The sequence below is a fragment of the Streptomyces sp. NPDC093252 genome (genome assembly GCF_040683675.1).
In the GTDB taxonomy this organism is placed as follows: Bacteria; Actinomycetota; Actinomycetes; order Streptomycetales; family Streptomycetaceae; genus Streptomyces.
In genome coordinates this window covers 180,471-204,869 of the sequence record NZ_JBFBEM010000002.1, presented here as the reverse complement: position 1 = coordinate 204,869, position 24,399 = coordinate 180,471, and the positions used below count along the sequence as shown (strand labels likewise).

Sequence of the window (24,399 nt, the reverse complement as noted above, 5' to 3'; positions counted from 1 at the left end):
GGCCGCCCCGCACAGCCGTCCGACGAGTGAGGTGGGGGCGCAATGGGCTTGCTGGACCGGTTCTGGCGTGGGCGGGACTCGGAGTTCGACTCGGGCAACGCGGCGACGAACTCGATCGAGCTGACCAAACGCCACGGCGAGGTGTCACTGACCAAGCAGGGCGCCGCCACCGGCAATCTGCGGATCAATCTGAACTGGCGGATGCGCAGCGCCGACATGGGCGGCCCCCAGCGCGAGAGCCTGCTCCGGCACCCCTTCAAGGCGCTCAAACCGCCGGAGGTCCTGGGCCACAGCCAGAGCATGGTCAACGTCGACCTCGACCTCGGCTGCCTCTACGAACTCCAGGACGGCACCAAGGGCGTCGTCCAGCCCCTGGGCGGCTTCCTCGGCGACCTCAACGGACCGCCCTACGTCAAGCTCAGCGGCGACGACCGCTTCGGCTCGGCCTCCGGCGAGACGATCTACGTCAACCTCGACCACCGGGACGCCATCAAGCGCGTCCTGGTGTTCGTCTACATCTACGACCAGACCCCGGCCTTCGACCGCACCCACGCCATCGTCACGCTCTACCCCAGCAACGGCCCCCGTATCGAGATCGGCCTCGACGAACGCCACCCGCAGGCCCGCTCCTGCGCGGTCGTCATGATCGAGAACGTCAAGGGCGAACTGATGGTCCGCCGTGAGGTGAAGTTCGTCTACGGCTTCCAGGGGGAGCTGGACCGGTTGTACGGGTGGGGGTTGCAGTGGGGGCGGGGGTACAAGTCGAAGACGGAGGCGTGACGCCCGGCGGCGGGGTGTCAGGGGCCATCGGCCCCGGGCGGGCCGGGCGCCGGGACGCCCCGGCGGTGATCCGTCGCGCGCGTCCTAGCGGCCGATGAACTGCGGTCCCTGCGGGGGCAGCCGGAAGTCCGGGTCGGGGGCGGTCGTCCCCACCGGCTGCGGATAGCCGTACGCGGGCCGGCTGCCCGGCTGGGGGTAGCCGTACCCCGGCTGCGGCGCCGCCGCGGCGGCCGGCTGGGGATAGCCGTAGGCGGGCTCCGCCGCCGGTGCCCCGCCCGGCGGCTGGGCGACCGTCGGCTGGTTCGCACCGGCCACGGACGCGGCGGACACCGTGGGCGCGACGGACGCCGTGGGCGCCGCGGGGGCCGGGAAGACCGGCGCGACCGGGGCGTCCTCCGGCAGGCGGGCAACCCCGGCCTCCGCCGCCTCCGACTCGTCCACCGAGATCCCGAAGTCGGTCGCGAGCCCGCGCAGCCCGTTGGAGTAGCCCTCACCCAGCGCCCGGAACTTCCACCCGTCCCCCCGCCGGTACAGCTCACCGCAGATCAGGGCGGTCTCCGCCCCGGTCATCGGCACGACATCGAAGTACGCCACCGGCTCCGCGTCCGGCGCGCCCGCGTCGTACAGCAGGATGCGCAGGGTCCGTACGCTGTCGAAGGTCACCCCGTCCGCCGAGGCGACCAGCAGAATCCGGCCGACACTGGACTCGACACCGGAGAGATCCGTCTGGATGGTATCGGTGAGGCTCTCGGCGACCCGCTTCTTGCCGAGCCGCCAGACCTTCCCGGAGGGGTGCCGGGGCTGGTTGTAGAAGACGAAGTCCTCGTCGGAGCGCACCCGGCCGTCGGGGCCGAGGAGCAGCGCCGAGGCATCGACGTCCGGGACTCCCTGACCGGGCGTCCAGCGCAGCACGGCGCGCACGGTCGCGGCTTCCAGCGGGACGTTCGACCCCTTCAGCATGGCGTGCGTCATGCGGTCATCCTGCCCTCTCGGTCCTGATCACGACAATGCGGGGCGCGGCCCGGCCGCGTCGGCGGACGCGAGGGCGGACGTGAGGGGGCGGAGTATTCGGAGGATCTGTGATGGATGCACCATGGAAGGGCGTGTGCGTGCCCGTGGGAAGAGCGTGTGCGTGCCCGCGTTACCTGAAATTCATGCCCTGCGGGAACCGGTGACATGGACTCCTACGTACTATTACCGGCCACCTGTCGTCATCTACCGGCACATTCCGACTCCACGGGGGAGATTCATGCGTCATTTCGGGCAAATCGCCCCTGAGGTGCGGCAGCGCCTGTTCCACCGGGAGCCGAGCCGTTTCACCGCCGACTCCCCGGCCCGGCTGCTCGCCGCGGCCCTCGGCGCCACCCTCTACTCGCCCGCCACCCGACCGAGGCTCGCCGACGACATCGCCAAGCAGTCCGCCCGCGGGGTCGTCTCCATGGTCCTGTGCCTGGAGGACTCCATAGACGACGCCGACGTCCAGGACGCCGAGGAGAACCTGGTACGCCAGCTCCGGGAGCTGGCCGGGCACCCCGGCTACGCCGCCGACCCCGCGCTGCTCTTCATCCGGGTCCGCACCCCCGGCCAGATCCCCGATCTGACCCGCCGCCTCGGCCCGGCCGCCGCCGTGCTGTCCGGATTCGTCCTGCCGAAGTTCACCGAGGAACGCGGGATCCCCTTCCTGGAGGCCCTCGCCGCCGCCGAGGCCGCCAGCGGACGCCGTCTCTTCGCGATGCCGGTCCTGGAATCGCCCGAGCTGCTCTACCGGGAAACCCGCGTCGAGACCCTGGAGGGCATCTTCCGCGCGGTCGACAAGTACCGCGACCGCGTCCTCGCCCTCCGCCTCGGCGTCACCGACTTCTGCTCCTCCTACGGCCTGCGCCGCGGCCCCGACATGACCGCCTACGACGTCCAGGTCGTCGCCTCCGTGATCGCCGACGTCGTCAACATGCTCGGCCGCGCCGACGGCACCGGCTTCACCGTCACCGGGCCGGTCTGGGAGTACTTCCGGGTGCAGGAACGTATGTTCAAGCCCCAACTGCGGCGCAGCCCCTTCCTCGAAGGCCAGGCCGACGAACTCCGCGAGGCCCTCATCGAGCACGCCATGGACGGCCTGCTGCGCGAGATCGCCCTCGACCAGGCCAACGGCCTCCTCGGCAAGACCTGCATCCACCCCTCCCACGTGCTGCCCGTGCACGCACTGTCCGTGGTCAGCCACGAGGAGTTCAGCGACGCCCAGGACATCCTGCGCCCCGAACGCGGCGGCGGCGGGGTCCTGCGCTCCGCCTACACCAACAAGATGAACGAGGTGAAGCCGCACCGCGCCTGGGCCGAACGCACCCTCCTGCGCGCCGAGGCGTTCGGCGTCGCCAACGAGGACATCGGCTTCGTCGAACTTCTGGCCGCCGGTATCCCGACCTGAGGGATCCGGCCCCTCGCCGCTCCTGCAACCTCCTCCTCCACCTCCCAAGGGACCCATGAACACGCCACGGAACAGCGGGCACGACCTCCCGGCACCATCGAGCCCCGGGGGGCGCCCCGCGAGGGCGGGCGGCCGGGGTGGTCAGGGGGGTACTCAGGGGGGTGGTCCGGGTGGCCGGGGAGCCGCTGAGGCGGGTTCGGGGGGCGAGGGGGCTCGTGGTGGCGTCCAGGCGTCTCCGGGGGCTGTGGGGGCCGTGGAGGCTCATGGGGCTGTAGGGGCTCACGGGGCCGGTGAGGCTCCCCGGGGTTCTGGTGCCGCCGACGCGGGTGCCACCGACTCGGGTGCCGCCGCCCGCCCCGGGGGAGGCGTCGCGGACGGTGACGGCCGGGCGGCCGTGCGTGCCGGTGGCGCCCCGCGCGGGTCGGCGGGGCCGGGCGACGCGCCTACCGGGTCGGCGGGGCCGGGCGACGCGCAGCCCGGCCCGGCGGAGCCGGACCCCGGCGACGGCGTCTGGTCCGGTACCTGGGTCGCCGAGCGGCTCGGTGTCGCGCTGCACGGTGACGACCAGTTGCCCCGGCTCCTCGGCCTCGCCCTGCGGCGCAATCCCAAGCGCGCCCACCTCCTCGTCTCCCACGTCCTCGGCAAACACGTCCCCCAGACCCCGTCCCTCGTCCACGGCCACGGCCTCACCCTCGGCCGCCGCGTCCACGCCCTGCTCGGCGACGGACCCGGCCGCCGCGCCGTCGTCCTCGGCTACGCCGAGACCGCCACCGCACTCGGACACTCCGTCGCCGACGGCCTGGGCACCGCGCCCTATCTGCACTCCACCCGCCGCCCCGTCCCCGGCGTGGCCCCCGCGGGCGGCTTCGAGGAGTCCCACTCCCACGCCACCTCCCATCTGCTCCTCCCCGAGGACCAGGCCCTGCTCGCCGGGGACGGCCCGCTGGTGCTCGTCGACGACGAGTTCTCCACCGGCAACACCGTCCTCAACACCATCCGCTCCCTCCACGAGCGCTACCCCCGCGACCACTACGTCGTCGTCGCCCTCGTGGACATGCGGTCCGCCGCCGACCGGGACCGGCTCACCGAGTTCGGCCGGGAGATCGGCGCCCGGGTCGACCTCGTCGCCGCCGCCCGCGGCACCGTCCTGCTCCCCGACGACGTGCTGGAACGGGGCCGGGCCCTCGTCGCCGAGCACGAGCGGCCCACCGACGAGCCCCACGCGCCCCGCCCCGACACCCCGCCCGGCACCCTCGCCCGGGTCGGCCTGCACTGGCCCGCCGGGCTCCCCGACGGCGGACGGCACGGCTTCACCCCCGCCCACCGCCACCGCCTGGAGGCCGCCCTGCCCGCCATGGGCGCCCGCCTCGCCGAGGCCCTGCCCGCCGACGCCCGGCGCGTCCTGGTCCTCGGCACCGAGGAACTGATGTACGCCCCGCTCCGCCTCGCCCGCGAGCTGGAGCGGATACTCCCCGGCACCGACATACGCTTCTCCACCACCACCCGCTCACCGGTCCTCGCCGTCGACGACCCCGGCTACGCCATCCGCAGCCGCCTCGTCTTCCCGGCCCACGACGACCCCGCCGACGGCCCCGGCGACCGCTTCGCCTACAACGTCGCCGGAGCCCGCTTCGACGCCGTGATCTCCGTCGTCGACTCCACCGCCGACACCCCGGCCCTGCACGCCCCCGGCGGCCTTCTCGCCCGCCTCGCCGACCACACCCCGCGCGTCCTGCTCGCGGTCGTGCCCAGCCATGTCCCCGCGCCCCTGTACGTCACCGCCTTTCCCGGAGCCAGATCCGCCATGCTGCCCGAACCCCTCCGCGGCCCCGCCTTCTCCTCCTACGCCCCCGACGAGGTGGGCTGGCTCCTCCAGGACCTCTCCGACGTCACCCTGGAGGCCCCGACCGAGGAACGCGAGGAGGCGATCCAGAGCGGCGGCGCCCACTACGCCGAGTCGCTGCCCGTGGAGTACCAGCCCAGCGACCGGTACCAGCGGTTGTTCCACTCCGCCCTCGCCACCTCCGCCGGGCGTATCGCCCAGGCCGTCGGGGCCGTCACCGAGACCGTCCTCACCGAGCGCTCACCCCGCCCGGTGCTCGTCTCCCTCGCCCGCGCCGGGACCCCCGTCGGCATCCTGATGCGCCGCTGGGCCCAGCACCGCCACGGCCTCGAACTGCCGCACTACGCCGTCTCCATCGTCCGGGGCCGCGGCATCGACGCCAACGCCCTGCGCTGGCTGGCCGACCGCCACGACCCCTCCGACGTGGTCTTCGTCGACGGCTGGACCGGCAAGGGCGCCATCACCCGCGAACTCACCGAGGCCGTCCGCCGGTTCGAGCACGACCACGGGGTGAGCGGCTTCGACCCCGAGATCGCCGTCCTCGCCGACCCCGGCTCCTGCGTCCGCACCTACGGCACCCGCGAGGACTTCCTCATCCCCTCCGCCTGCCTCAACTCCACCGTCTCCGGCCTCATATCCCGCACCGTGCTCCGCGCCGACCTGGTCGGACCGGACGACTTCCACGGCGCCAAGTTCTACCGCGACCTCGCCGGAGCCGATCTCTCCAACACCTTCCTCGACACCATCGCCGCCCGCTTCCCCGAGGTCACCGAGCGGGTCGACGCCACCGTCAAGGACCTGCTCGCCGCCGACCGCACCCCCACCTGGGAGGGCTGGGCCGCCGTCGAACGCATCAGCGAGGAGTACGGCATCCACGACGTCAACCTCGTCAAGCCCGGCGTCGGCGAGACCACCCGGGTCCTGCTGCGCCGGGTGCCCTGGAAGATCCTCGCCCGCGCCGGAGCGGGCCCCGACCTCGACCACGTCCGGCTGCTCGCCGAGCAGCGCGGCGTCCCCGTCGAGGAGGTCACCGGCCTCCCCTACACCTGTGTGGGGCTCATCCATCCCAAGTACACGCGCGGCGCGACCGGCGCCGACGGAAAGGCGGTAACGCTCTGATGCCGGTGCTGGTGGCGAGCGATCTCGACCGAACCCTCATCTACTCCTCCGCGGCTCTCGCCCTGACGATGCCCGACGCCCGCGCACCCCGGCTGCTCTGCGTCGAGGTCCACGAGAGCAAGCCCCTGTCCTTCCTCACCGAGACCGCGGCCGGGCTCCTCACCGCCCTCGGCGACCGCACCGACCGCGCGCTCTTCGTGCCCAGCACCACCCGCACCCGCAAGCAGTACGAGCGGATCAACCTCCCCGGCGCCGCACCCCGCTACGCGATCTGCGCCAACGGCGGCCACCTCCTCGTCGACGGCGTCTCCGACCCCGACTGGCACGCCGGGGTCACCGCCCGCCTCGCCGACGAGTGCGCCCCGCTCGCCGAGGTCCGGGCCCATCTGGAGACCTCCGCCGACCCCCTCTGGGTCCGCAAGCACCGGGTCGCCGACGATCTCTTCGCCTACCTCGTCGTCGAACGCGAGCTGCTCCCCGAGGACTGGGTGAAGGAACTCGCCGTCTGGGCCGAGCACCGCGGCTGGACCGTCTCGCTCCAGGGCCGCAAGATCTACGCCGTTCCCAAGCCGCTGACCAAGAGCGCCGCCCTGCGCGAGGTGGCCCGCCGCACCGGCGCCGACCTCACCCTCGCCGCCGGTGACTCCCTGCTCGACGCGGATCTGCTGCTCGCCGCCGACCAGGGCTGGCGCCCCGCCCACGGCGAACTCGCCGACAGCGGCTGGACCGCCCCCACCGTCACCGCCCTGCCCGAGCGGGGCGTACTGGCCGGGGAGCGCATCCTCCACGAGTTCCTGCGCGTCGTACGGGCGCCGGACCGGGTGTGACGGAAGGGCGCCGGGACGGCATCCGCCCCGGCGCCCTCCCAGGAATCCCCTAGCGGCGGTCCGCCGCCGCCCCGACCGCGAGGGACGACCGGTCGGCGAAGCCCCCTGAGCCGTCCTCGTCGGAGTCCTCCGCTTCCCGCTGCCGGTCCCGCGCCCGGCGCCCGCCGCGCCGACGACCGGGCCCCGGCCGCATCAGCCGTACGACGGCGAAGGCGACGACGGCGAGGGCGGCGGCGACCAGGACCACCCTGGAGTAGGCGGACACGACGGTCGTGACCTCGGACCAGTTCTCGCCGAGGGCGTAGCCCGCCAGCACGAACACCGTGTTCCAGATCGCGCTGCCCAGCGCCGTCAGCCCGAGGAAGACCGGGAGCGGCATCCGCTCGACTCCGGCCGGGACCGAGATCAGGCTGCGGAAGACGGGGATCATCCGCCCGAAGAACACGGCCTTGGTGCCATGCCTGGCGAACCACGCCTCGGTCCGCTCGATGTCCGCCACCTTCACCAGCGGCAGCTTCCCGGCCAGCGCGACGGTACGGTCCCGGCCGAGCAGCGCGCCGATGCCGTACAGGGCGAGCGCGCCGACGACCGAGCCGATGGTCGTCCAGAGCAGGGCCCCGTACAGGCTCATGTCCCCGGTGCTGGCGGCGAAGCCGGCCAGCGGCAGGATCACCTCGCTCGGCAGCGGCGGGAACAGATTCTCCAGGGCCACGGCGAGACCGGCCCCGGGGGCACCCAGGGTGTCCATCATCTCCGTGACCCACTGGGGAGCGGCGTTGGCACTCATGCCGTCCACCGTAGAGAGCCGAACCTGAAGAGAGCCTGAGGAAGATCACCGGGCACCGCGCCCGCACGGCCCCGGCGGCGGGCCTCAGCCGCAGCAGCCCCCGCCGCAGCAGCCGCCGCCTCCACCGCTGGGAGCGGGGGCCGGGCCGCCGGAGGCGGTGCCGCCGACGGCGACGGTCGACAGCAGCTTGACCGTGTCGTCATGGCCTGCCGGGCAGGCGGCGGGGTCGGCGGACTCGGCCATCGGACGGCTCAGTTCGAAGGTGTCGCCGCAGGTACGGCAGCGGTACTCGTAGCGAGGCATGCCCACAGACTAGCTGGCGTTCTCCGGGGGTGGTGGGGCTGCGCTGGGGGTGAGGGCGGCGCGGGCGCGTTCGTCCTCGGCCGCGGCGGCCTGGGGGTGGCGGGAGCGCCAGTACGGGTTGTCGTGCGGCAGGGCCGAGCCGACCCGGCCGTACATGCCGAAGGTCATCAGGAGGAGGCCGACCACAAAGCTGAACAGCACGTTCTGGATCTTGAACGCGAGGAAGTTGTAGTCGGTCTGGAGGAGACCCAGGTTCAGGAAGCCGTTGAGGATGAAGAGGATGCCGAGGGTCATGTTGAGGGTGGAGGCGAAGTTCCCGCCGATCACCATCCCGACAAAGAGCAGCAGTCCGACACAGATGGACAGCACGCTCAGGGCACCGTTGGTGTTGAGGCCGAGGACCTGGTCGCCGCCGGTGTCGAAGAAGCCGATGGTGTTGGTCAGGCCGAGGATGCCGAAGGCGAGCAGTGCCAGTCCCATCAGGCCCGCGCCGATCCGGTACACCCTGCTCAGGCCGTGGTCGACGGGAAGGTGTTCGTCGAGCCGGATGCGCCGCCTGGTGCGCGGGCGGAGTGCGTGTGTGGTGGCCATGGTCCGCCTCCCTTGGGCGTCAGCCGACGCCCTGCGTGCTCTCCTCCCCCCAATATCCGCCCGGGGCGGGGATGCGGCAACGGCTCAGGGGGTGGTGCCCGCGCCGCGCTCCTCGCGGATCTGGGAGACCACCCGGGCGACCGCCCGGCGGACGGCGTCGGTCTCGGTGAGGAAGTGCCAGTAGTCGGGGTGGCGGCCTTCGAGGGTGGTGACCGCGCGGTCCAGCCGGGCCACGGCGTCGTCCAGGGGGCGGGCGTGGCGCGGGTCGGGGGTGTGGCGGCCCGCCATCGCCAGGCGCTGGGCGTCCCGGATGGCGAACCGGGTGCGTTCGATCTCGGCCCCCGGGTCCTTCTGGACGGCGTTGAGCTGCCGCAGCCGGTCTCCGGCGGCGGAGACGGCCTCGTCGGTGGTGTTCAGCAGGGCGCGGACGGTGGAGAGCCGGGCGGTGGCGTCCGGCCAGCGCTGGGCGTCACGGGCGGCCCGCGCCTCGGCGAGCCCCCGCTCGGCCTGGCGGACATTCTCCCCGGCGAGGTCGGGGACGCGCTGGAGGTCCTGCCAGCAGGCGGCGGTGAAGCGGCGCCGCAGCTCGCTGAGGATCGGCTGGACCTGCTCGGCCCGGGTGGTCAGGGCCTGGGCGCGGGTGCGCAGGGAGACCAGACGGTGGTCGATCTCGGCGGCCAGTTCGGGGAGCCGGTCGGCCTCGGCGCGGATGGCCTCGGCCTCGCGGGCGACGCGCTCGGCGCGCTCCAGGGTCTGGGGGACGCCGTGCTGGCCGGCGCCCTGGTTGAGCTTGGTCAGCTCGGGGGCGAGGGCGGCGAGGCGGGCGGCGAGGTCGTCGGCGCGCAGACCGGCGGCGCGGGCCGCGTCCAGCGCGTTGGAGGCGGCGAGCAGGGACTGCCGGGCGCGCTCCACGGCGGGGGCGAGCCGGGCGAGCTGGGTCTCGGCCTTGCCGAGCAGCGGGCCGAGACCGTCGGCGAACCGGTCGAGGTCGCGCTTGACGCGGGTCAGCTCGTCCTCGGCCCTGGCCAGCTCCGCGCGGGCCCGGGAGGCGGCGGACGCCTCCAGGTCGTCGCGGTCGAGATCATGGGCGTCGACGGCCCTGATGTACTGGTGGCTGGCCTCGTCGATGCGGTGGCCGAGGGCCGCGAAGTCGGCGGCGGCCCGCCGGGCGGCGGGGGAGTCGTCGACGGCGGCGATGGTCTCGATCGAGATCCGCAGATCGCGCTGGGCGGTGTCGAGTTCGTAGAACGCGGCGGCGGCGTCGTCCTTGGCGGCCTGGGCCTCGGCGCGCTGGCTCTCGGCCCGCCCGCCGAACCAGCGGCGGGTGCCGCCGCCGGCGAACGCGGCGAGCAGCGCCGGTGCCGCCACCAGCGGCAGCGAGAGGAGGGTGAGGGTGTCGCGCAGCGCCCGGTGCCCGGCGCGCGGCGGGGCAGGGCGTGCGGACAACGGCGCATACCACTGCGTCGGTTTCGCCGTCACATCCCTCTCCCGTGCTGTCGTCCGCCCTGCCCGGTTCATTCTCCCACCGGTTAAGGACGAACACACGGGTCGGTTAGTTCGCCGTGCGGAGGGTCACTTTGCCGTCGCCGGTACGGGCGGTGACGATGTGGTCGCTGGAGTCGTCGCGGGGGACGGACACCTCGACGCCGCCGTCGCCGGTCTCGGTGGTCACCCGGTAGCCGGCGCGGGGGAGGGCGACGGTGACATTGCCGTCGCCGGAGCGGGTCTCGACGCGGTCGGGGACGGCACCGAGGGTGAGGCGGACGTTGCCGTCGCCGCTGTGGGTGGTGACCGTGCGGGAGCCGAGGTCGGCGTCGATGTTGCCGTCGCCGGTGCGGAGGTCGGCGGGGCCGGTGGAGTCGGTGATGCGGACATTGCCGTCGGTGGTGCGGACGGCGAGGGTGCCGGTGGTGTCGGAGACACGGACGTTGCCGTCGCCGGTGCGGATGTCGAGGGGGTCGGTGAAGCCGCTCGCGCTGATGGCGCCGTCACCGTCCTCGACCTTCACGGCGACTCCGCGGGGTACCTCGACCCGGTGTTTGGCGGAGCAGTCCGCGACGAAGCCGGAGCAGCGCAGCCGGAGTGTGAGCCGGTCGCCGTCCATGGACCAGGTCACCCGGGGCTCCTTGCCGACCATGACCGAGCCCTCGAACCAGCGGGTGACCTCGACGGAGCCGGACTCGGCGTCGTCCGAGGCGATGATCTCCAGGCCGGATTCGTCGGAGTCGACGGTGAGGGTGCGGCCCTGGAGGGCGAAGGTGCGGTGCTCGGGTTCGGTGTCGTCGGCGGCGGACGCGCCGCACGCGGTGCCGCCCGCCAGCACGGCCACGACGGCCCCGGCCACGGCGGCCCTGCGTGCGGTGGCCCCGCGCGCGATGGCCTTGCGCGCGGCGGTCGTGCGTGCGGCGGTCCTCCGCGCGGCGGTCCTGCGCACGGAAACGGAACGACTCATACCGGTCTCCCCCTGCTCCCCTGAACCCGGGAGCTGATCCCTGATCCCTGATGGCTGATCTGTGATGTCGACGGTAGGGAAGCGGCGCCGCCGGGGGCATCCGGCCCGCTCCCGGATCGGGGGTGGGGGTAACCCCCGGGCCGGGCGGCTCTCCCTCCGGGGGCGCCCGGGGCCGCCCGGGGCCGCCCGGATAGGCGTTTGCGGGGCACCGGCTCGGGCAATGTAGGCTGTCGACTCGTCCATGGGTGCGTAGCTCAGGGGTAGAGCGCCTGCCTTACAAGCAGGATGTCGGCGGTTCGAAACCGTCCGCGCCCACACAGAAGAAGCCCCGGCCGTCAACGGCCGGGGCTTCTGTGCGTCATGACGGGTCGTCGCCGGGTCCGTCGCCGGGCCCGCCCTCCGCGTGGGCGTGCTTGAGGTGCATGCGGGCGTTCACCTGGTCGGGGCCGGTGAAGGCGGACCAGTAGCGGTGGGTGGTGACGAAGACGGCGAGTTCGTGCTCGCGGCGGCGGAGCTTGTCTATCTCGGCCTGGTCGTCGGGGGTCCAGCCGGGGGAGGCCGGGCGCTCGACGCGGCGCCAGCCGTTGTCGTCGCTGAAGCCGTCGAGAGGCTCGACCGACCAGGGCAGCCGCTTGAGCAGGGCCGACAGCTCGGCCCGGACCTGGTGCAGCTCCTCCTGACCGGCGAGAAGGTCGCTGGGGAAGTCATAGGTCGTCGCCACGCGGTAATGGTACGCCTGTTCGAATTTGCGAAGCGAGTGTCTCCCGGGGCTTCGTTCGAACGAGTGTTTCGAATGAATGTGCTAGAGGTGGGGAGGGAGGGGTGGGAGACTGGGGGCATGTGCCGCAGCATCAAGACCCTCCGCCCGCCCGCGTTGCCCGAAGAGGCCACGGAAGACGAGATCAGGGCCGCCGCCCTGCAATATGTGCGCAAGGTGTCCGGATTCCGGGCCCCCGCCGCGCACAATCAGGAGGTCTTCGACCATGCCGTCGAGGTGATCGCACAGGCCACGGCGGAACTGCTGGACGGCCTGGAGATCCGTGGCGGCACCGGCTCCGCCGCGAGGGCCACCGGGTCGGCCGCGCCATCGGCGTCGCCGTCGTCCGCGTCACCGTCGTCCCCGTCACCGTCATCGGCGGCGTCCACCCCGGCGGCGTAGCTCCCCACGCGGTGTGGCTCCCCCGCGACCCTCGCCGCGCGGACCCCGGCGTCCGGGCCGGACCGCGTCACCCGGCGTCCGGGCCCGACCGCGTCACCCGGCGTCCGGGCCGGACCGCGTCACGGTCACCCGACCCCCGACGCCGCCCCCGCCCCCGCCCCGGGCCCCCGGCGCATCAGGAACCCGGCCACCCCGCCCGCCCCGACCAGCGCCAGCACCGACACGCCCGTCGCCAGCCAGGTCGCGCCCAGCCACTGGGCGCCGAAGTAGCCGAGGGCCACGCTGTACGTCGCCCAGGACAGGCCCGCCAGCGCGGACCAGGGCAGAAAGTCACGGACCCGGCGCTGCGCCGCCCCCGCGATCAGCGACACCGCCGACCGCCCGGCCGGTGCGAACCGGGCCAGTACCACCAGCGCACCGCCCCCGCGCGCGAGGGCGAGGCCCAGCCGTTCCTGGGCGGTGGTCAGCCGACGGGAGCGGGCGATGGCCCGGTCCAGCCGGTCGCCGCCGCGCCGGGCCAGCCGGTAGAGGGCGAGATCGCCGAGGACGGACGCGGTGGTGGCGCAGAGGGTGAGCCCCAGCAGTGACGGCGCGAACACCGACACATCGTCGCCCGTGGCCCCGCACCCCGCCGCGGCGGCGGTCGCCGCCATGATGACCAGCACCCCGCTGGGCAGCACCGGCAGAAACACATCGAGCAGTACCGAGCACCCCACCAGCACATAGATCCAGGGGCTGTCGGCCAGCGCCCCCACACTCTCCAGCAACGGGACTCCCCGGCTCTCCCCCCCGTGGACCGGACCTGCCGCGGTGACGCGAGGGAACGGCAGGAGCGGCCTTGACAGCCATACAGCGTACGCCGGGCGCGTGACGGGAGATTCACCGGGGGCTCGTGTGTTCGGCGCATCTCATTCACTTCGTTCACCCACCTGCCCCGCTCCGACGCGCGCCGGGCGTGCGCCTCCCGTAGCAACGGTAGGGACAGGGAATACAGGGGGAATGCCCGGAGATGGGCTGAAGGCAAGGAAAGAAGCCACCATGTTTTCAGGGATGTACGTCGGCGCGGTCGCCGCGGCCATGCTGGTGACGGGCGCGGGCAGCGCCTACGGAGCCGGTACGGAGACCACCGACAGGTCCGGAACCGATGGGGTCCACGCGAGCCCCGCCGCCGACAGCGAGCGCGGCTATGTGATGCGCACCGACGCCCGCTTCGCCCCGCCGGGCGCCCTCGCCCCGTCGGCGGCGCTGACGTACGACCCGGAACTCGTGCCCGCCGGGGCCTGGATCGAGGTCGCGCAGAGCAGCGCGGCGAACGGGGCCACGACCGTCAAACTCCGGGTCAGGGGCATGAAACCGGGGCACGACTACGGCGTCCACGTCCACCGCAAGCCCTGCGGGACCGACCCGACCGCGGCCGGCGGCCACTACCAGCACGTGCCGTCGGACAACCCCGCCGACGCCAACCCCGACAACGAGGTCTGGCTGGACTTCACTGCCGACCGCTCCGGCTCCGGCGAGGCCCGCGCCCACCACGCCTGGAACTTCCGGCGCGGCGAGGCGTCCTCGGTGATCGTCCACTCCCAGCCCGGCAACCACGGCACCCGCGTGGGCTGCTTCACCGTCCCGTTCGGCTGGACGGCCGGGACGGCCTGACCGGCGCCGCGAGCGGCTCGTCCGGACAGCGCCCCGTCCCTCCCTCACCGGCGGGGCGGGGCGCCCCGGCCTCCACCCCCACCCCCGCCTCCGCCTCCGTCCCCGCTCCCACCCGCAGCACCGCCCGCGCCACCGCGTCCGCGTCCGACAGCGTCACCGAGTCCACGCCCGGCCGGGCACCCGCCGCCGTCACCCAGTGCACCCCCTCCGTCGGAACGCCGAAGGCGAAGCGCCGGGGGTGGGGTACGCCCTGACGGTTCAGCAGCCGGTACGGGCGGGCCGTCACATCCAGGCCGCCGGTCCCGTAGCCGTCCACCCGGTGCGCCCGGCACTGGCCGGTCCTCAGCAGTCCGGCGAGGAGCGCGTCGGTGGTGCGGTGCAGATCCGGCTCCGGCAGCCGGGCCTCCACCAGCGAGGTGACCCGCACCCGCGACCCCGGCACCTCGGGGGAGTGCGCCACCCACGCCCCCTCCGCGCACCGCACCTCCAGGCGCGGCCCCAGCACCTCCACCACCCCCGCCTCCACCAGCGCGGCCAGTTCCTCGATCCGGCGCCGGGGCGGGCCGATGGAGAGGAAGGCGTTGAGCGGGGTGTACCAGCGGTCGAGATGGTCGCGGCGGGAGCCGCCGCCCAGCCCGCCGTGATCGACCACGAGCCGTATCTCGTTGCGCAGATCGCGCAGCACGTCCAGGGCGGCCTTCACCGGCCCGCGCACATTGCCCCGCGCGGCCTCGGCGGCGTCCGCGCGCAACTGCCCCAGCAGCCACGCCCGCCACTGCCCCCGGTCCGCGAACCGCATGCCCGCGTACGGCCGGGCCACCCGCTCCCAGGACCAGCGCGCCTCCTCGGCGACCCCGAGCGCGTCGAGCAGCCGGGCCTCCCCGGGATCCCCGTGCGGCACCGCGAGCCAGCGTCCGCCGACATCGCTGTCGGGGAGCAGCGTCTCGTAGTAGACCGTCTCCACCTCCTTCGCGATCAGCGGCCATATCTCGGCGAGGAAGTCGGGCGGATCGCCGGAGTCGGCGCGCTTGCGGAAGCCGGAGACGGCCTCCGGGGTGAGGACCCGCGGGAGATGACGCCCGTACGGCCCCTTCTGGTTGTCGCCGCGCGCCCGGTACGGCACTCCGCGCCGCGAACCGGCGTACAGCCGCGGCTCGCGCCCGGAGGGGACGTACCGCAGCGCCCCGCCCTCGCGGAGGAACCGGCCGCCGCGGCCGGTGGTGAGGAGGGCGATGTGGTCGAAGAAGTTCAGCCCGAGCCCGCGCAGCAGAACCGGTTCGCCGGGGGCCAGCGGGGACAGGTCCACATCGGCCGGATTGGCGGGCGGCACATGGTGCAGCCCGCGCTCACGGGCGTACGACGTCTGCCGCCGCTCCTCGGCGGTCGGCGCGGCCGGCAGATGGCCCTGGGTCAGGACGACCGCGCCCAGCCCGGTGAGCACCCGCCCGTCGTCGAGCGTCAGCGACTGCCCGCCGCCGATGCCGTCGTCCAGGCGTACCGCCCGCGCGGTGTGGGTGTGGATCCGGACCCTCGGGGGCGCCTCGCGGACCGTGCGGGCGAACACCCACTCCAGATAGCGGCCGTAGCGGGCCCGGGTCGGGTATTCGTCGGGGCCGAGGGTGCCCGCCGCCCACTCGTGGAGGCTGGGGCCGGGGCGGACGGGGCCGGAGCAGTCGACGCTCTCGTCGGTGAACAGGGTCACCTGGGAGGCGACGGTGTTCATCAGCAGCTCCCCGGACTGGGCGGTGCGCCAGACCCGTCCGGCGCCGGGCGGGGCGGGGTCGATCACATGGACCGTCAGCTCGGTGCCGGGCGGCAGCAGTTCCGGGGCGGAGGCGCAGAGCCGCTCCAGCACGCTGGTGCCGCGCGGCCCGGCACCGACGAGGGCGACGGAGAGGGGGGGAGGGGAGGGAGGGGAGGGCGGGGAAGGGGCGGAGGGGGCGGAGGGGGCGGAGCGGTCGGCGGGGGCGGCGGACAAGGAAGTGACTCCCGGGCGTATGGGGCGCAGTGGAGCGGAGATGCAGAGAGCAGAGAGCAGAGAGCGGACAGGGAACCGGAACCGGACAGGAGGGTGTGGTGGCCGGGCGCGGGAAGCGGACGGTCCGCCTCATCATGCCGTCGCTCGCCACGGAAGCCAACGCACGCCCCACACGTCACAGTTGGCCCCGCATGGGCGGGCATGAGCCGGTGCGACCGCACTTCACCCGGCTCACTCACCGAAGCACTGTGCCGCCCCCGTCATCCCTCCGTGAGCACCGATTCCTCCACCGTCACCAGCCGCGCCCCCGCCCCGCTGCCGCTGCTGGTGCCGCCGCCGGTGCCTCCGGTGTCCCCGGCGCCCGCCCGTGCCTGGTCCAGCCGCAGGGTCGCCGCCCGGCCGCGCAGGGTCAGGGTCATCAACTGGTTGCCGAACCACGGCCCGCCCGTCTTGCGCCAGTCGATCGACGGGCGCGGGATACGGCCGTGACCGGCGAACCGGCGCCCCAGGATCCGGGCGACCCGGCTCCAGCCGAACCGGAAGCCGACCCGGATGGAGAGCGGGATGGAGTTGTGGACCGGCGAGCAGGTGAGCTGGAGGACGCGCGCGTCCGGCCCGCCCCCGGTCCACGAGGGCTCGGCGACATAGGCGTGGTGGACGTCCCCCGAGAGCACGCACACGGTCGCCGGGGCGTCCGCCCCCGACCCCGCCTCGGCGATCAGCGCGGCCAGCGCCTCGAAGGACGCCGGGAAGGCCGCCCAGTGCTCCAGATCCGCCGCCCGCCGCACCTTCTCCGCGAACCGGGCCCAGCGCGGCCCCTTGTCGCCCCGGCACAGCGCCGCGTTCCACCCCTCGGCGTCGTGCACCAGATGCGGCAGCAGCCAGGGCAGGGAGGTGCCGATGAGGAGATGGTCGTACCCGCCCCGGTCGTCGAGTGCCTGGGCGCGCAGCCACTCCGCCTCGCCGGGGTCGAGCATCGCGCGCCTGCCCTCCTCCAGCACGCGGGCCGCGCGGGTGTCCACCATCAGCAGCCGGACCCGCCCGAAGTCGCGCCGGTAGCTCCAGCGGACGGCGGCCGGATCGGCGTCGGCCCCGGCGGCGAAGGCACGCAGGGCGTCGGTGCCGTCGGGGGCGGCGCGTACGGTGTCGTACAGCGGGTCGGTGGCGAGTTCGGCGGGGGAGAGGTTGCCGAGGTGCTGGTGGACCCAGTACGACATCAGCCCGCTGAGCAGCCGCTCCCGCCACCAGCTCGTGGCGCGCATGTCGGCGAGCCAGGCGGCGGAGGTGTTCCAGTCGTCGATGACGTCGTGATCGTCGAAGATCATGCAGGACGGGACGGTGGACAGCAGCCAGCGCACCTCGGGGTCGAGCCAGGACTCGTAGTACAGCCGGGTGTACTCCTCGTAGTCCGCGACCTCGTCGCCCGGGGGCTCGGCCGGGTCGCGGCGGGCGGCCAGCCAGCGGCGGGTCGCCGGGGAGGTCTCGTCGGCGTACACCTGGTCGCCGAGGAGCAGCAGCACGTCCGGGCGGTCGGCGGCCGGGTCGGCGGCGATCCGGGAGGCCAGGGTGTCCAGCGCGTCCGGTCCGACCGGGTCCGCCTCACCGACCGGCGGCGCGGCCCAGCGGCAGGACCCGAAGGCGACCCGCACGGTGTCCCCCTCGGCCGGGGTGCGGATCGTGGACGGCGGGAAGGGCGAGCCGGCCTCCGGCCACACCCGGACCCCGTCGAGCAGTACCTCGTACGGGGTGAGGGTGCCCGGGGTGAGACCGGTGACCGGGATCAGCGCGTAGTGGTGCCCGGCGATCTGGAAGGTACGGGCGGCGCCCAAGGCGGCGCCCGAGGAGGTCCCCGAGGAGCCGTCCGCGCAGCGCACCTCAGCGGTGCACGGACGGCTCGATTCGAGCCATACGGTCGCCGAGGTGCCGTCGGCGTACCTCAGCAGTGGTCCCAGGCGCAGTTCCGCCATATCGTCCCCACCTTCGTCGCCGCCGTCTCTTCGGTCGCCCCGTACGGTACGGAACGACGGGGGCGGGTGGGGAGGTTCCGGGCTGCGGTGTCGTCGTGAGTGTCGTCGTACGGCGTGCCCGAGCCCCAACGTTCCGGAGGATGGGGGGCGGCGGGGCTCGGGGGGCTGTGCGGTGCTGCTACAGCCCTACAGCCCTACAGCCCTACAGCCCTACAGCCCTACAGCCCTACAGCCCTACAGCCCTACAGCCCTACAGCCCTACAGCCCTACAGCTCGGTGAAGCGGGCCAGGGTCACCTGCCTGGGAGGCGACGGTGTTCATCAGCAGTTCCCCGGACTGGGCGGTGCGCCAGACCCGTCCGGCGCCGGGCGGGTCCGGGTCGATCACATGGACCGTCAGTGCGGTGCCGGGCGGGAGCAGTTCGGGGGCGGAGGCGCACAGCCGCTCCAGCACGCTGGTGCCGCGCGGCCCGGCACCGACGAGGTCGACTGAGAGGGTGGATGCGGAGGTGGAGTCGGCGGGTGGCTGGGGCGACGGGGGACGGCTCCGCGTTCGCTGTGGACAAGAGGGTGACTCCCGGGCGTATGGGGCGGCGCGGTGGAGCGGGCTTCTGGAGGGCAGGGGTGATGGCAGGGGGGCGGCAGGGGGTGGTGTTCGGCCGCTGGAAGCGGACGGTCCGCCTCATCATGCCGTCGCTCGCCGTTGAAGCCGACACACGCCCCATGCGTCCCTATTGGGGTCCTGTGCCTCAGGCTGGACGACCTCACCTCCGTCGGTGCGGGTGTGCCCGGACTGAGCCTGAAAGCCCCCACCGAAGGGCACATTCCTGGGTAAGTCGGCCTGCGTCCGGCATCCGCTCCCCGCATCACCGGACACCGTGTCGCACGGCTCATGTCGAGTACTGCCGGAAAGGAAGGCGATGACCACATGACGGAGACGCCCGCACCGTGGGGCACGCTGCGTATGCGGCCGTATGCGGCCACCACCGAGGTTCCCCGCTGCACACCGGTGATCGACCCCGAGACGCAGATCGCGGTGATCGTGAACGAGTACGGCCGGACGGTCGAACTGGGCGCTCATGGCACCAGCACGAGCGGTCTGACACCCACGACGACCACACCCGGCGACGGGTCCGGGCCGGGCGGTGCGACCGACGCGGACAGTACCGAGTCCTACGACCAGGACGAAAGCTCCGACTGATGGGCGACCGCAGGTCGGTACTGGTGCTGACCAACTCCTACGACGTGACAGCGGACCGGGTGTTGCGGCTTCTGTCCGAGCGCCGGATTCCTGTTGTCCGTCTTGACCCCGGCACCGACCTGCACGCGACTGCCTCGCTGACCGCCACGTACCGCCCGGGCGAGCAGCAGGGCGTCCTGCGCACGGCGAGCCGGGAACTGGACATCAACCGCGTTCGCTCGGTCTGGGTGCGCAGGCCCTCCCCCTACACAGGGCCACCCGGGCTCCGTGAGCAGGACAGACGGTTCGCCGCACAACAAGCATCGTGGGGCGCGGGGGGCATCCTCGCGTCCCTGCCTGAAGCGCGCTTCGTCAATCACCCGTGGCACAACCGGGCTGCCGAGTTCAAGCCGTCGCAGCTCTCGACCGCGCAACGCTGCGGATTCCTGCTGCCCGACACGGTGATCACCAACGATCCGGAGGAGGCGAGGGAGTTCGTTGCGTCGCGTCCTGGCGGAGCGGTCTACAAACCACTGTGGAACACGCCGTACCGCGTGAACGGTCAGCCGCACAGCGTGTGGGTTCGGGAGGTACGCAGAGCCGAGATCACGGATGCCGTGTCGGTGTGTCCCCATATGTTCCAGGCCAAAGTGGACAAGGCTTTCGATGTGCGGGTGACCGCCGTGGGTGACCGACTGTTCGGGGTCCGGATCGACAGCCCGGATGTCGACTGGCGCTACCGTCAGGAGTTGATGACATGCGCGTCGGTCGAGGTACCGGAGACCGTCGCGCGTGCGGTCGCGACGTACCTCACCGAACTCCGGCTGATCTATGGCGCGTTCGATTTCGCTGTGGCCGCCTCTGGCGACTGGTACTTCCTTGAATGCAACCCGAACGGCCAATGGGCATGGCAGCCGACCGAAACCACTACGGCTGTCGCCCTGGCCCTCGCCGACCAACTGGAGAAGGGACCCGACACGTGAACACAGCGAGTCAGCTCCGTGCCGCACTCGCGGACAGCCTCACCAAGGAGGGGGCCGTCACGGGTCCCGAGTGGAGCAGTGCGGCCAGAGCGGTGCCCCGCGAGCTGTTCACGGGCTCCTACTTCCTGGCCGTGCCGGGCAGCGTTCCCACCGCCTACCGCCCTGTCCGTGAGGGCGAGCCAGGATGGCTGGAGGGGGTGTACTCCGACGAAACGCTGATCACCCAACTCGATGGCCGCACCAGGCCGGACGATGTGCCGGAGGGTGCCGTGTCCGGCTCCCCCTCGTCGTCGTCCACCCTGCCATCGCTGGTGCTGCGCATGTGGCACCAGCTCGGCGCCGAGCCCGGACACCGGGTGCTGGAGATCGGCACGGGCACGGGCTACTCGACCGCCCTCGGCGCGCATGCTCTCGGTGACGCCGACCTCACCAGCGTCGAGTACGACCCCGTGGTGGGCGGGGCTGCGGCTGTGGCGCTCAAGGCGGCCGGTTTCGCGCCCCGGCTGCTCATCGGTGACGGGCTGCGCGGCGACCCGGAAGGCGGACGCTATGACCGGCTCATCGCCACCTGTTCGGTCCGGTACATCCCGCTGCCCTGGCTGCACCAGGTCAGGCCGGGCGGAAAGATTCTGGTCACCCTCTCCGGGTGGAGTTACGCCCAGGGCCTCGCGCTGCTCGATGTCACCGGCCCCGGACAGGCCACGGGGCGATTCCTGCCCGGGTACACCAGTTTCATGATCGCCCGGCCTCACGACCGGCCACCCCGCCCGACACTGGCCCTGCTGCCGGGGGAGGAGCGCCCGAGCCTGATCGACCCCGCGAAGCTCGATGGCTGGACCGGCGGTTGGGTCGCGCAACTCGCGGCGCCCTCGGCCGAGCGCATGGGCGCTGGAGCGGAGCAGATCCTCTGGGACGTGTCCACCGGTTCGCAGGCCCGGACGGTGCCCGACGCGAACGGGGGCTGGAGCGTCGTGCAGCGCGGGCCCGTCCGCCTGTGGGATCAGGTCGAGCGGGCGGTGCGGCGCTGGCAGGACGCCGGTGAACCCCACCAGGAGGGGTTCGGTATCACGGTCTCGACCGTCGGCCAGCGGGTGTGGCTCGGCACGGAGGACGGACCCGGCTGGGACCTGCCCATCTGACGGGCGGCACGGTCGATGTACCCGAGCCCCACCGTTTCGGAGGATGAGAAGCGGCGGGGCTCGGGGCGGAGGTTGGGTGGTGCTACAGCTCGGTGGAGCGGGCCAGGGTCACCAGTCCGGTGAACGCGCCGACGGACAGGTTCAGAACGGGGCCGCCCGGGTTCTTGCTGTCCCGGACGGGGACGATGCCGGAAGAGGTCGCGTGGTCGGGGGCCCATTCGACGCAGGCACCGCCGTTGTCCACGCTGTATGAGGACTTGACCCATCGCAGCGGGGGAGAATTGGTCACGGTCATCACAGAATGCCCTTTCGTAGCTGTTCGATCATGGCGACGGTCTCGGCCTGAGACGCTGCCTCGATCTGTAGTTGATGGTAGGCCCTCACCAGCGGCACTGCTGAGGTCAGATCCCGGTCCAAATGGCCATGGGTCTGGGACTCGACGTAGGACATCACCGAGCGATCGGTCATGGTCAGCAGGTAGACCAGTCGCCGGAACGGCTTTCGCTCCGCCATCGAGAACGGGGCGAGCTGAAGCGCGGTACTTGATTGGCTGGCGAACTCGATCAGCCGTTCCAACTGACGGCCCATGACGGACGGTCCCCCAATGGGGTTTCGGATGCAGCTTTCGTCCAGTACGGCGAAGATCAGGGGCGGGGACGGGCGGTCGAGCGCGGCTTGCTGCTCTTTCAGGAAGTCGATGCGCTCCGCAGCCTGTTCCGGTGTGATCTCGCCGCGCTGCACTGCGCTGTCTGCCAACACGCGTGTGTACTCGTGTGTCTGAAGCAGCCCGGGTATTACTCCCGTTTCAAACAGCCGAATCTCTGTCGCGCGGTTCTGGTACCCGACGTACTCCGGATACCCCTCCAACATGCTGCCGTTGCGCATCTCATGCCACTGGCGTTCGAACGTGTCTACCGTTCCCACCAGCCCGAAGGCCACATCGGCAGCCTTCGCAAAATGCAAAGAAGGAGACTTGCGAGTTGTTTCAACGCCGGAAATATGCCCGCTGGATACTCCCATGCGCTCGGACGTATCTTCCTGTGTCCAGCCCTTCGCCTCGCGTGATCTGCGGAGGCGGGCCCCGAAGGCTGCTGCTGGTGAGGCGTCCGGATTCAGTTCCTTGCGATTGACCATGCGCACCCCAACTGTCGCGTCCTGACAGCCACGTTGATCGGGTTCCGACCCTACGCCACTCTGATTCCTCCTGGTAGTGGATTCGCTACGGAGAGGAGTCGCCATGTCCGGTGAGAACGTACCGACAAACCGTCCGACACCCCAACTCAGCGTAGGTAACCTGGTGTTGGACACCGCGAGGAACAGGATCGCCATCCTCAGGGACACCGGCGGGACCTGGGAGGACGGCCGCTACGCGCTCCGTCCGCCCGGTGGTGGTGTCGAGTGGCCCGCATGGCGATCGGACATCCGGCCGGCGACGGTGACAGAGCGGCTCAGGCCCGCCCTCGCCGAGCGGAACGAGCGCAGCAGCGGGAGCGGGAGCGCGGGCGCCGCGCGGGGATCGACGGAGTGGTGACGTGCGCCCCGGGCCTCATGACTACTGGGCGGAGATCACTGCCGAGGGCCCCGTCTACGGAGGGGACCGGACCGGGCGCGCAGTCATCGGCCGGTACGGGAGCGCGTTCGTGCGGCTCGTCCTCGGCTGGACGGTGATGGGTGCGCTCCGGATCGCTGACGGACTGGACCCCGACCCCGGGGTGCCCTGGTGCGCGCCTCGGACTCTCGTGCGCGTGGCCGGTGCGGTCGCCGCTGCGGGGGACGTACCGACCGTGTTGCGCCGCTGGTCACGGTCCGAGGGGGACCAGTGCGCCGCGCTCCGGCAGCTCATGGGCGGGGACCCCTGGGCGCTGATCGTGTCGGACGACATCAGCGGGCTCTACTCGCTGACCGTCTGGCCGGTCACGGCCCGCGAGGTGCCACCGGTCCCGCCCGGCAACGCGCGGGGACGCCATCGGAAGCGCCACGTACCGGGACGCGATCCGTGCGATCCGATGGCGTGTCCGCCCTGAACGCCGTTCCGTGCGGCAGCGTTCACCGTGGCGCTGCGGAGGATCGCACGGAACGGCTCCCTTCGGCCCGGTGTGGCTCGGCAACTGCTGAGTCGAAGGAAGGGGGACGGGTACTCGCCTGTTCCCGGCCCCGGCCGCCCCGTTGATCTTCACCGGGCGGCCGGGGCCCCGGCTCAGCAGGCGTTGAGGTACCCCGTGAGGGCGGACTTCTCGGCGGTGTCGACGGACAGCCCGTAGTAGTACTTCACCTGGACCCAGGCGCGGACGTAGGTGCAGCGGTAGTCGGTCCGGGACGGCATCCAGGTGGCCGGATCCTGGTCGCCCTTGGCCTGGTTGACGTTGTCGGTGACGGCGATGAGCTGCGGGCGGGTGAGGTCGTTGGCGAACGACTGGCGGCGCGCGGTGGTCCAGGACCCGGCCCCGGAGTCCCATGCCTCGGCGAGCGGGACGAGGTGGTCGATGTCGAGGTCGGAGGCGGCGGACCAGGTGGCGCCGTCGTACGGGGAGTACCAGGTTCCACTGGTCGCGGCACAGGCGGCGTCGGTGACGACATTGGAGCCGTCGCGCTTGAGGACGGTCTCGCGGGTGTTGCAGGTGCCGGACTGGGTGATCCAGTGCGGGAAGAGGTCGCGGTTGTAGCCGGTGCGGTTCTCGGTGGCGACGGTGAGGGACGCGAGATAGGTGCGGGCGGTGGCGGCGCTGACCGGGGTGGGCAGCGCGGCGGCGGCGGTGGGGGCGTTGAACAGCGCCGCGCCGGAGATCAGGGCGGTGGCCGCGGCGACGGTGCTGAGCAGTCGACGCGCGTAGAGCCTGGGCATGCGGACTCCCTCGGAGTGTGGGGGTGGGGGTGTGCGGGCGTGGGAATGCTGTCGGGGCGGTGTTGCGTACGGGTGTTCGTCGGGTGAGAAGTTAGTGACGTGCGCATGACACGACAAGATTCATTGGGAACTTTCCGAGGGGCGGGGGTGCGCCCCGGCGCTGGGGGCGGGGGGATTTCGCGCCGATGCGGGGTGGGTGGGGGTGATGTGGGGCGATGTGAGGCGGTATGGGGACGATGTGGAGTGGCATGAGGCGGTATAGGCGTGATGTGGAGTGGCGTGAGGCGGTATAGGCGTGATGTGGAGTGGCGTGAGGCGGTATAGGCGTGATGTGGAGTGGCGTGAGGCGGTATAGGCGTGATGTGGAGTGGCGTG

Annotated in this window: 23 protein-coding genes, 1 tRNA gene and 1 pseudogene; 11 read left to right on the top strand and 14 right to left on the bottom strand. The window is 72.5% G+C overall.

The annotated features are described in order from the left end of the window. Positions 1-42 precede the first annotated feature (42 nt). On the top strand, positions 43-780 hold the full coding sequence (locus AB0O01_RS04105; RefSeq protein WP_365310822.1) for a Tellurium resistance: 738 nt from the start codon (positions 43-45) through the stop codon (positions 778-780). Between the two features lie 84 nt (positions 781-864). On the opposite strand, the gene AB0O01_RS04100 is transcribed toward AB0O01_RS04105, so the two are convergent. After that, positions 865-1,752, bottom strand: a complete 888-nt coding sequence (locus AB0O01_RS04100) for a TerD family protein (RefSeq protein ID WP_365310820.1) — start codon at positions 1,750-1,752, stop codon at positions 865-867. 277 nt (positions 1,753-2,029) lie between these two features. Here AB0O01_RS04100 and AB0O01_RS04095 point away from each other — a divergent pair, with 277 nt between their 5' ends. From AB0O01_RS04095 to AB0O01_RS04085, 3 genes are all read left to right on the top strand, one after another. Then, on the top strand, positions 2,030-3,202 hold the full coding sequence (locus AB0O01_RS04095) for an HpcH/HpaI aldolase/citrate lyase family protein (RefSeq protein ID WP_365310818.1): 1,173 nt from the start codon (positions 2,030-2,032) through the stop codon (positions 3,200-3,202). 394 nt (positions 3,203-3,596) lie between these two features. Then, positions 3,597-6,164, top strand: a complete 2,568-nt coding sequence (locus AB0O01_RS04090; RefSeq protein WP_365310816.1) for a phosphoribosyltransferase — start codon at positions 3,597-3,599, stop codon at positions 6,162-6,164. After that, complete coding sequence (locus AB0O01_RS04085) at positions 6,164-6,991, top strand: HAD family hydrolase (protein ID WP_365310814.1); 828 nt, start codon at positions 6,164-6,166, stop codon at positions 6,989-6,991. Before AB0O01_RS04090 ends, AB0O01_RS04085 begins: the two co-directional genes overlap by 1 nt. Before the next feature lie 49 nt (positions 6,992-7,040). On the opposite strand, the gene AB0O01_RS04080 is transcribed toward AB0O01_RS04085, so the two are convergent. The 5 genes from AB0O01_RS04080 to AB0O01_RS04060 all read right to left on the bottom strand — a co-directional run bounded on the left by AB0O01_RS04080 (position 7,041) and on the right by AB0O01_RS04060 (position 11,124). Beyond that, a complete protein-coding gene (locus AB0O01_RS04080) occupies positions 7,041-7,778 on the bottom strand; it encodes a DedA family protein (protein WP_365310812.1) in 738 nt (245 codons plus the stop codon). An 84-nt stretch (positions 7,779-7,862) separates the two neighbouring features. After that, positions 7,863-8,081, bottom strand: a complete 219-nt coding sequence (locus tag AB0O01_RS04075) for a zinc ribbon domain-containing protein (RefSeq protein WP_365310810.1) — start codon at positions 8,079-8,081, stop codon at positions 7,863-7,865. Positions 8,082-8,090: 9 nt separating this feature from the next. Continuing rightward, on the bottom strand, positions 8,091-8,672 hold the full coding sequence (locus tag AB0O01_RS04070; RefSeq protein ID WP_365310808.1) for a DUF4383 domain-containing protein: 582 nt from the start codon (positions 8,670-8,672) through the stop codon (positions 8,091-8,093). Between the two features lie 84 nt (positions 8,673-8,756). Next, entirely contained in the window at positions 8,757-10,151 is a 1,395-nt protein-coding gene (locus AB0O01_RS04065; protein WP_365310806.1) for a hypothetical protein, read from the bottom strand. 73 nt (positions 10,152-10,224) lie between these two features. Then, on the bottom strand, positions 10,225-11,124 hold the full coding sequence (locus tag AB0O01_RS04060) for a DUF4097 family beta strand repeat-containing protein (RefSeq protein WP_365310804.1): 900 nt from the start codon (positions 11,122-11,124) through the stop codon (positions 10,225-10,227). Positions 11,125-11,367: 243 nt separating this feature from the next. Here AB0O01_RS04060 and AB0O01_RS04055 point away from each other — a divergent pair. Further along, positions 11,368-11,439: transfer RNA gene (locus tag AB0O01_RS04055), tRNA-Val, on the top strand. Between the two features lie 43 nt (positions 11,440-11,482). Here the strand turns inward: AB0O01_RS04055 and AB0O01_RS04050 are convergent. After that, a complete protein-coding gene (locus tag AB0O01_RS04050) occupies positions 11,483-11,845 on the bottom strand; it encodes a hypothetical protein (protein WP_365310802.1) in 363 nt (120 codons plus the stop codon). A 117-nt stretch (positions 11,846-11,962) separates the two neighbouring features. Here AB0O01_RS04050 and AB0O01_RS04045 point away from each other — a divergent pair, with 117 nt between their 5' ends. Beyond that, positions 11,963-12,283: a DUF2277 domain-containing protein gene (locus tag AB0O01_RS04045; RefSeq protein ID WP_365310800.1), complete on the top strand. Its 321-nt coding sequence runs from the start codon at positions 11,963-11,965 to the stop codon at positions 12,281-12,283. Between the two features lie 125 nt (positions 12,284-12,408). Here the strand turns inward: AB0O01_RS04045 and AB0O01_RS04040 are convergent, their stop codons facing one another. Next, the gene (locus tag AB0O01_RS04040) at positions 12,409-13,050 is read right to left on the bottom strand and encodes a VTT domain-containing protein (protein WP_365310798.1); all 642 of its coding nucleotides are present in this window, start codon (positions 13,048-13,050) and stop codon (positions 12,409-12,411) included. Positions 13,051-13,321: 271 nt separating this feature from the next. On the opposite strand from AB0O01_RS04040, the gene AB0O01_RS04035 reads away from it, so the two are divergent. Next, positions 13,322-13,936, top strand: coding sequence for a superoxide dismutase family protein (locus tag AB0O01_RS04035; protein WP_365310796.1), 615 nt, complete (start codon positions 13,322-13,324; stop codon positions 13,934-13,936). On the opposite strand, the gene AB0O01_RS04030 is transcribed toward AB0O01_RS04035, so the two are convergent. From AB0O01_RS04030 to AB0O01_RS04020, 3 genes and pseudogenes are all read right to left on the bottom strand, one after another. After that, positions 13,899-15,791: an FAD/NAD(P)-binding protein gene (locus AB0O01_RS04030; protein WP_365311228.1), complete on the bottom strand. Its 1,893-nt coding sequence runs from the start codon at positions 15,789-15,791 to the stop codon at positions 13,899-13,901. The genes AB0O01_RS04035 and AB0O01_RS04030 overlap by 38 nt on opposite strands. Before the next feature lie 383 nt (positions 15,792-16,174). Beyond that, positions 16,175-17,881, bottom strand: a complete 1,707-nt coding sequence (locus tag AB0O01_RS04025; RefSeq protein ID WP_365310794.1) for an alkaline phosphatase D family protein — start codon at positions 17,879-17,881, stop codon at positions 16,175-16,177. Between the two features lie 300 nt (positions 17,882-18,181). Continuing rightward, a pseudogene (locus AB0O01_RS04020) lies at positions 18,182-18,376 on the bottom strand (FAD/NAD(P)-binding protein); the annotation flags it as partial. A gap of 432 nt (positions 18,377-18,808) precedes the next feature. On the opposite strand from AB0O01_RS04020, the gene tgmA reads away from it, so the two are divergent. Genes tgmA through tgmC form a run of 3 tightly spaced genes read left to right on the top strand, consistent with a single transcriptional unit; the run spans position 18,809 to position 21,182 of the window. Then, complete coding sequence (gene tgmA, locus AB0O01_RS04015; RefSeq protein WP_365310792.1) at positions 18,809-19,081, top strand: putative ATP-grasp-modified RiPP; 273 nt, start codon at positions 18,809-18,811, stop codon at positions 19,079-19,081. After that, complete coding sequence (gene tgmB, locus AB0O01_RS04010; protein ID WP_365310790.1) at positions 19,081-20,043, top strand: ATP-grasp ribosomal peptide maturase; 963 nt, start codon at positions 19,081-19,083, stop codon at positions 20,041-20,043. Before tgmA ends, tgmB begins: the two co-directional genes overlap by 1 nt. Further along, positions 20,040-21,182: an ATP-grasp peptide maturase system methyltransferase gene (gene tgmC / locus AB0O01_RS04005; RefSeq protein WP_365310788.1), complete on the top strand. Its 1,143-nt coding sequence runs from the start codon at positions 20,040-20,042 to the stop codon at positions 21,180-21,182. The genes tgmB and tgmC overlap by 4 nt, the downstream gene beginning before the upstream one ends. 82 nt (positions 21,183-21,264) lie before the next feature. On the opposite strand, the gene AB0O01_RS04000 is transcribed toward tgmC, so the two are convergent. Next, positions 21,265-21,477, bottom strand: coding sequence for a DUF397 domain-containing protein (locus tag AB0O01_RS04000; protein ID WP_365310786.1), 213 nt, complete (start codon positions 21,475-21,477; stop codon positions 21,265-21,267). Beyond that, a complete protein-coding gene (locus AB0O01_RS03995) occupies positions 21,477-22,316 on the bottom strand; it encodes a helix-turn-helix transcriptional regulator (RefSeq protein ID WP_365310783.1) in 840 nt (279 codons plus the stop codon). The genes AB0O01_RS04000 and AB0O01_RS03995 overlap by 1 nt, the downstream gene beginning before the upstream one ends. A 398-nt stretch (positions 22,317-22,714) precedes the next feature. Between AB0O01_RS03995 and AB0O01_RS03990 the strand changes: the two genes are divergently transcribed. Then, a complete protein-coding gene (locus AB0O01_RS03990; RefSeq protein WP_365310781.1) occupies positions 22,715-23,206 on the top strand; it encodes a hypothetical protein in 492 nt (163 codons plus the stop codon). A 173-nt stretch (positions 23,207-23,379) separates the two neighbouring features. On the opposite strand, the gene AB0O01_RS03985 is transcribed toward AB0O01_RS03990, so the two are convergent. Beyond that, positions 23,380-24,024 carry an HNH endonuclease family protein gene (locus AB0O01_RS03985; RefSeq protein WP_365310779.1) on the bottom strand — a complete coding sequence of 215 codons (645 nt, stop codon included), beginning with the start codon at positions 24,022-24,024 and terminating at the stop codon, positions 23,380-23,382. Positions 24,025-24,399: the final 375 nt, after the last annotated feature.

Excerpts from the sequence above, each read along its gene's own strand:
- AB0O01_RS04105 (WP_365310822.1), top strand. The coding sequence starts at position 43 with ATGGGCTTGCTGGACCGGTTCTGGCGTGGGCGGGACTCGGAGTTCGAC.
- AB0O01_RS04100 (WP_365310820.1), bottom strand. The coding sequence starts at position 1,752 with ATGACGCACGCCATGCTGAAGGGGTCGAACGTCCCGCTGGAAGCCGCG.
- AB0O01_RS04095 (WP_365310818.1), top strand. The coding sequence starts at position 2,030 with ATGCGTCATTTCGGGCAAATCGCCCCTGAGGTGCGGCAGCGCCTGTTC.
- AB0O01_RS04085 (WP_365310814.1), top strand. The coding sequence starts at position 6,164 with ATGCCGGTGCTGGTGGCGAGCGATCTCGACCGAACCCTCATCTACTCC.
- AB0O01_RS04080 (WP_365310812.1), bottom strand. The coding sequence starts at position 7,778 with ATGAGTGCCAACGCCGCTCCCCAGTGGGTCACGGAGATGATGGACACC.
- AB0O01_RS04075 (WP_365310810.1), bottom strand. The coding sequence starts at position 8,081 with ATGCCTCGCTACGAGTACCGCTGCCGTACCTGCGGCGACACCTTCGAA.
- AB0O01_RS04070 (WP_365310808.1), bottom strand. The coding sequence starts at position 8,672 with ATGGCCACCACACACGCACTCCGCCCGCGCACCAGGCGGCGCATCCGG.
- AB0O01_RS04060 (WP_365310804.1), bottom strand. The coding sequence starts at position 11,124 with ATGAGTCGTTCCGTTTCCGTGCGCAGGACCGCCGCGCGGAGGACCGCC.
- AB0O01_RS04045 (WP_365310800.1), top strand. The coding sequence starts at position 11,963 with ATGTGCCGCAGCATCAAGACCCTCCGCCCGCCCGCGTTGCCCGAAGAG.
- AB0O01_RS04035 (WP_365310796.1), top strand. The coding sequence starts at position 13,322 with ATGTTTTCAGGGATGTACGTCGGCGCGGTCGCCGCGGCCATGCTGGTG.
- AB0O01_RS04025 (WP_365310794.1), bottom strand. The coding sequence starts at position 17,881 with ATGGCGGAACTGCGCCTGGGACCACTGCTGAGGTACGCCGACGGCACC.
- tgmA (WP_365310792.1), top strand. The coding sequence starts at position 18,809 with ATGACGGAGACGCCCGCACCGTGGGGCACGCTGCGTATGCGGCCGTAT.
- tgmB (WP_365310790.1), top strand. The coding sequence starts at position 19,081 with ATGGGCGACCGCAGGTCGGTACTGGTGCTGACCAACTCCTACGACGTG.
- AB0O01_RS04000 (WP_365310786.1), bottom strand. The coding sequence starts at position 21,477 with ATGACCGTGACCAATTCTCCCCCGCTGCGATGGGTCAAGTCCTCATAC.
- AB0O01_RS03995 (WP_365310783.1), bottom strand. The coding sequence starts at position 22,316 with ATGGTCAATCGCAAGGAACTGAATCCGGACGCCTCACCAGCAGCAGCC.
- AB0O01_RS03985 (WP_365310779.1), bottom strand. The coding sequence starts at position 24,024 with ATGCCCAGGCTCTACGCGCGTCGACTGCTCAGCACCGTCGCCGCGGCC.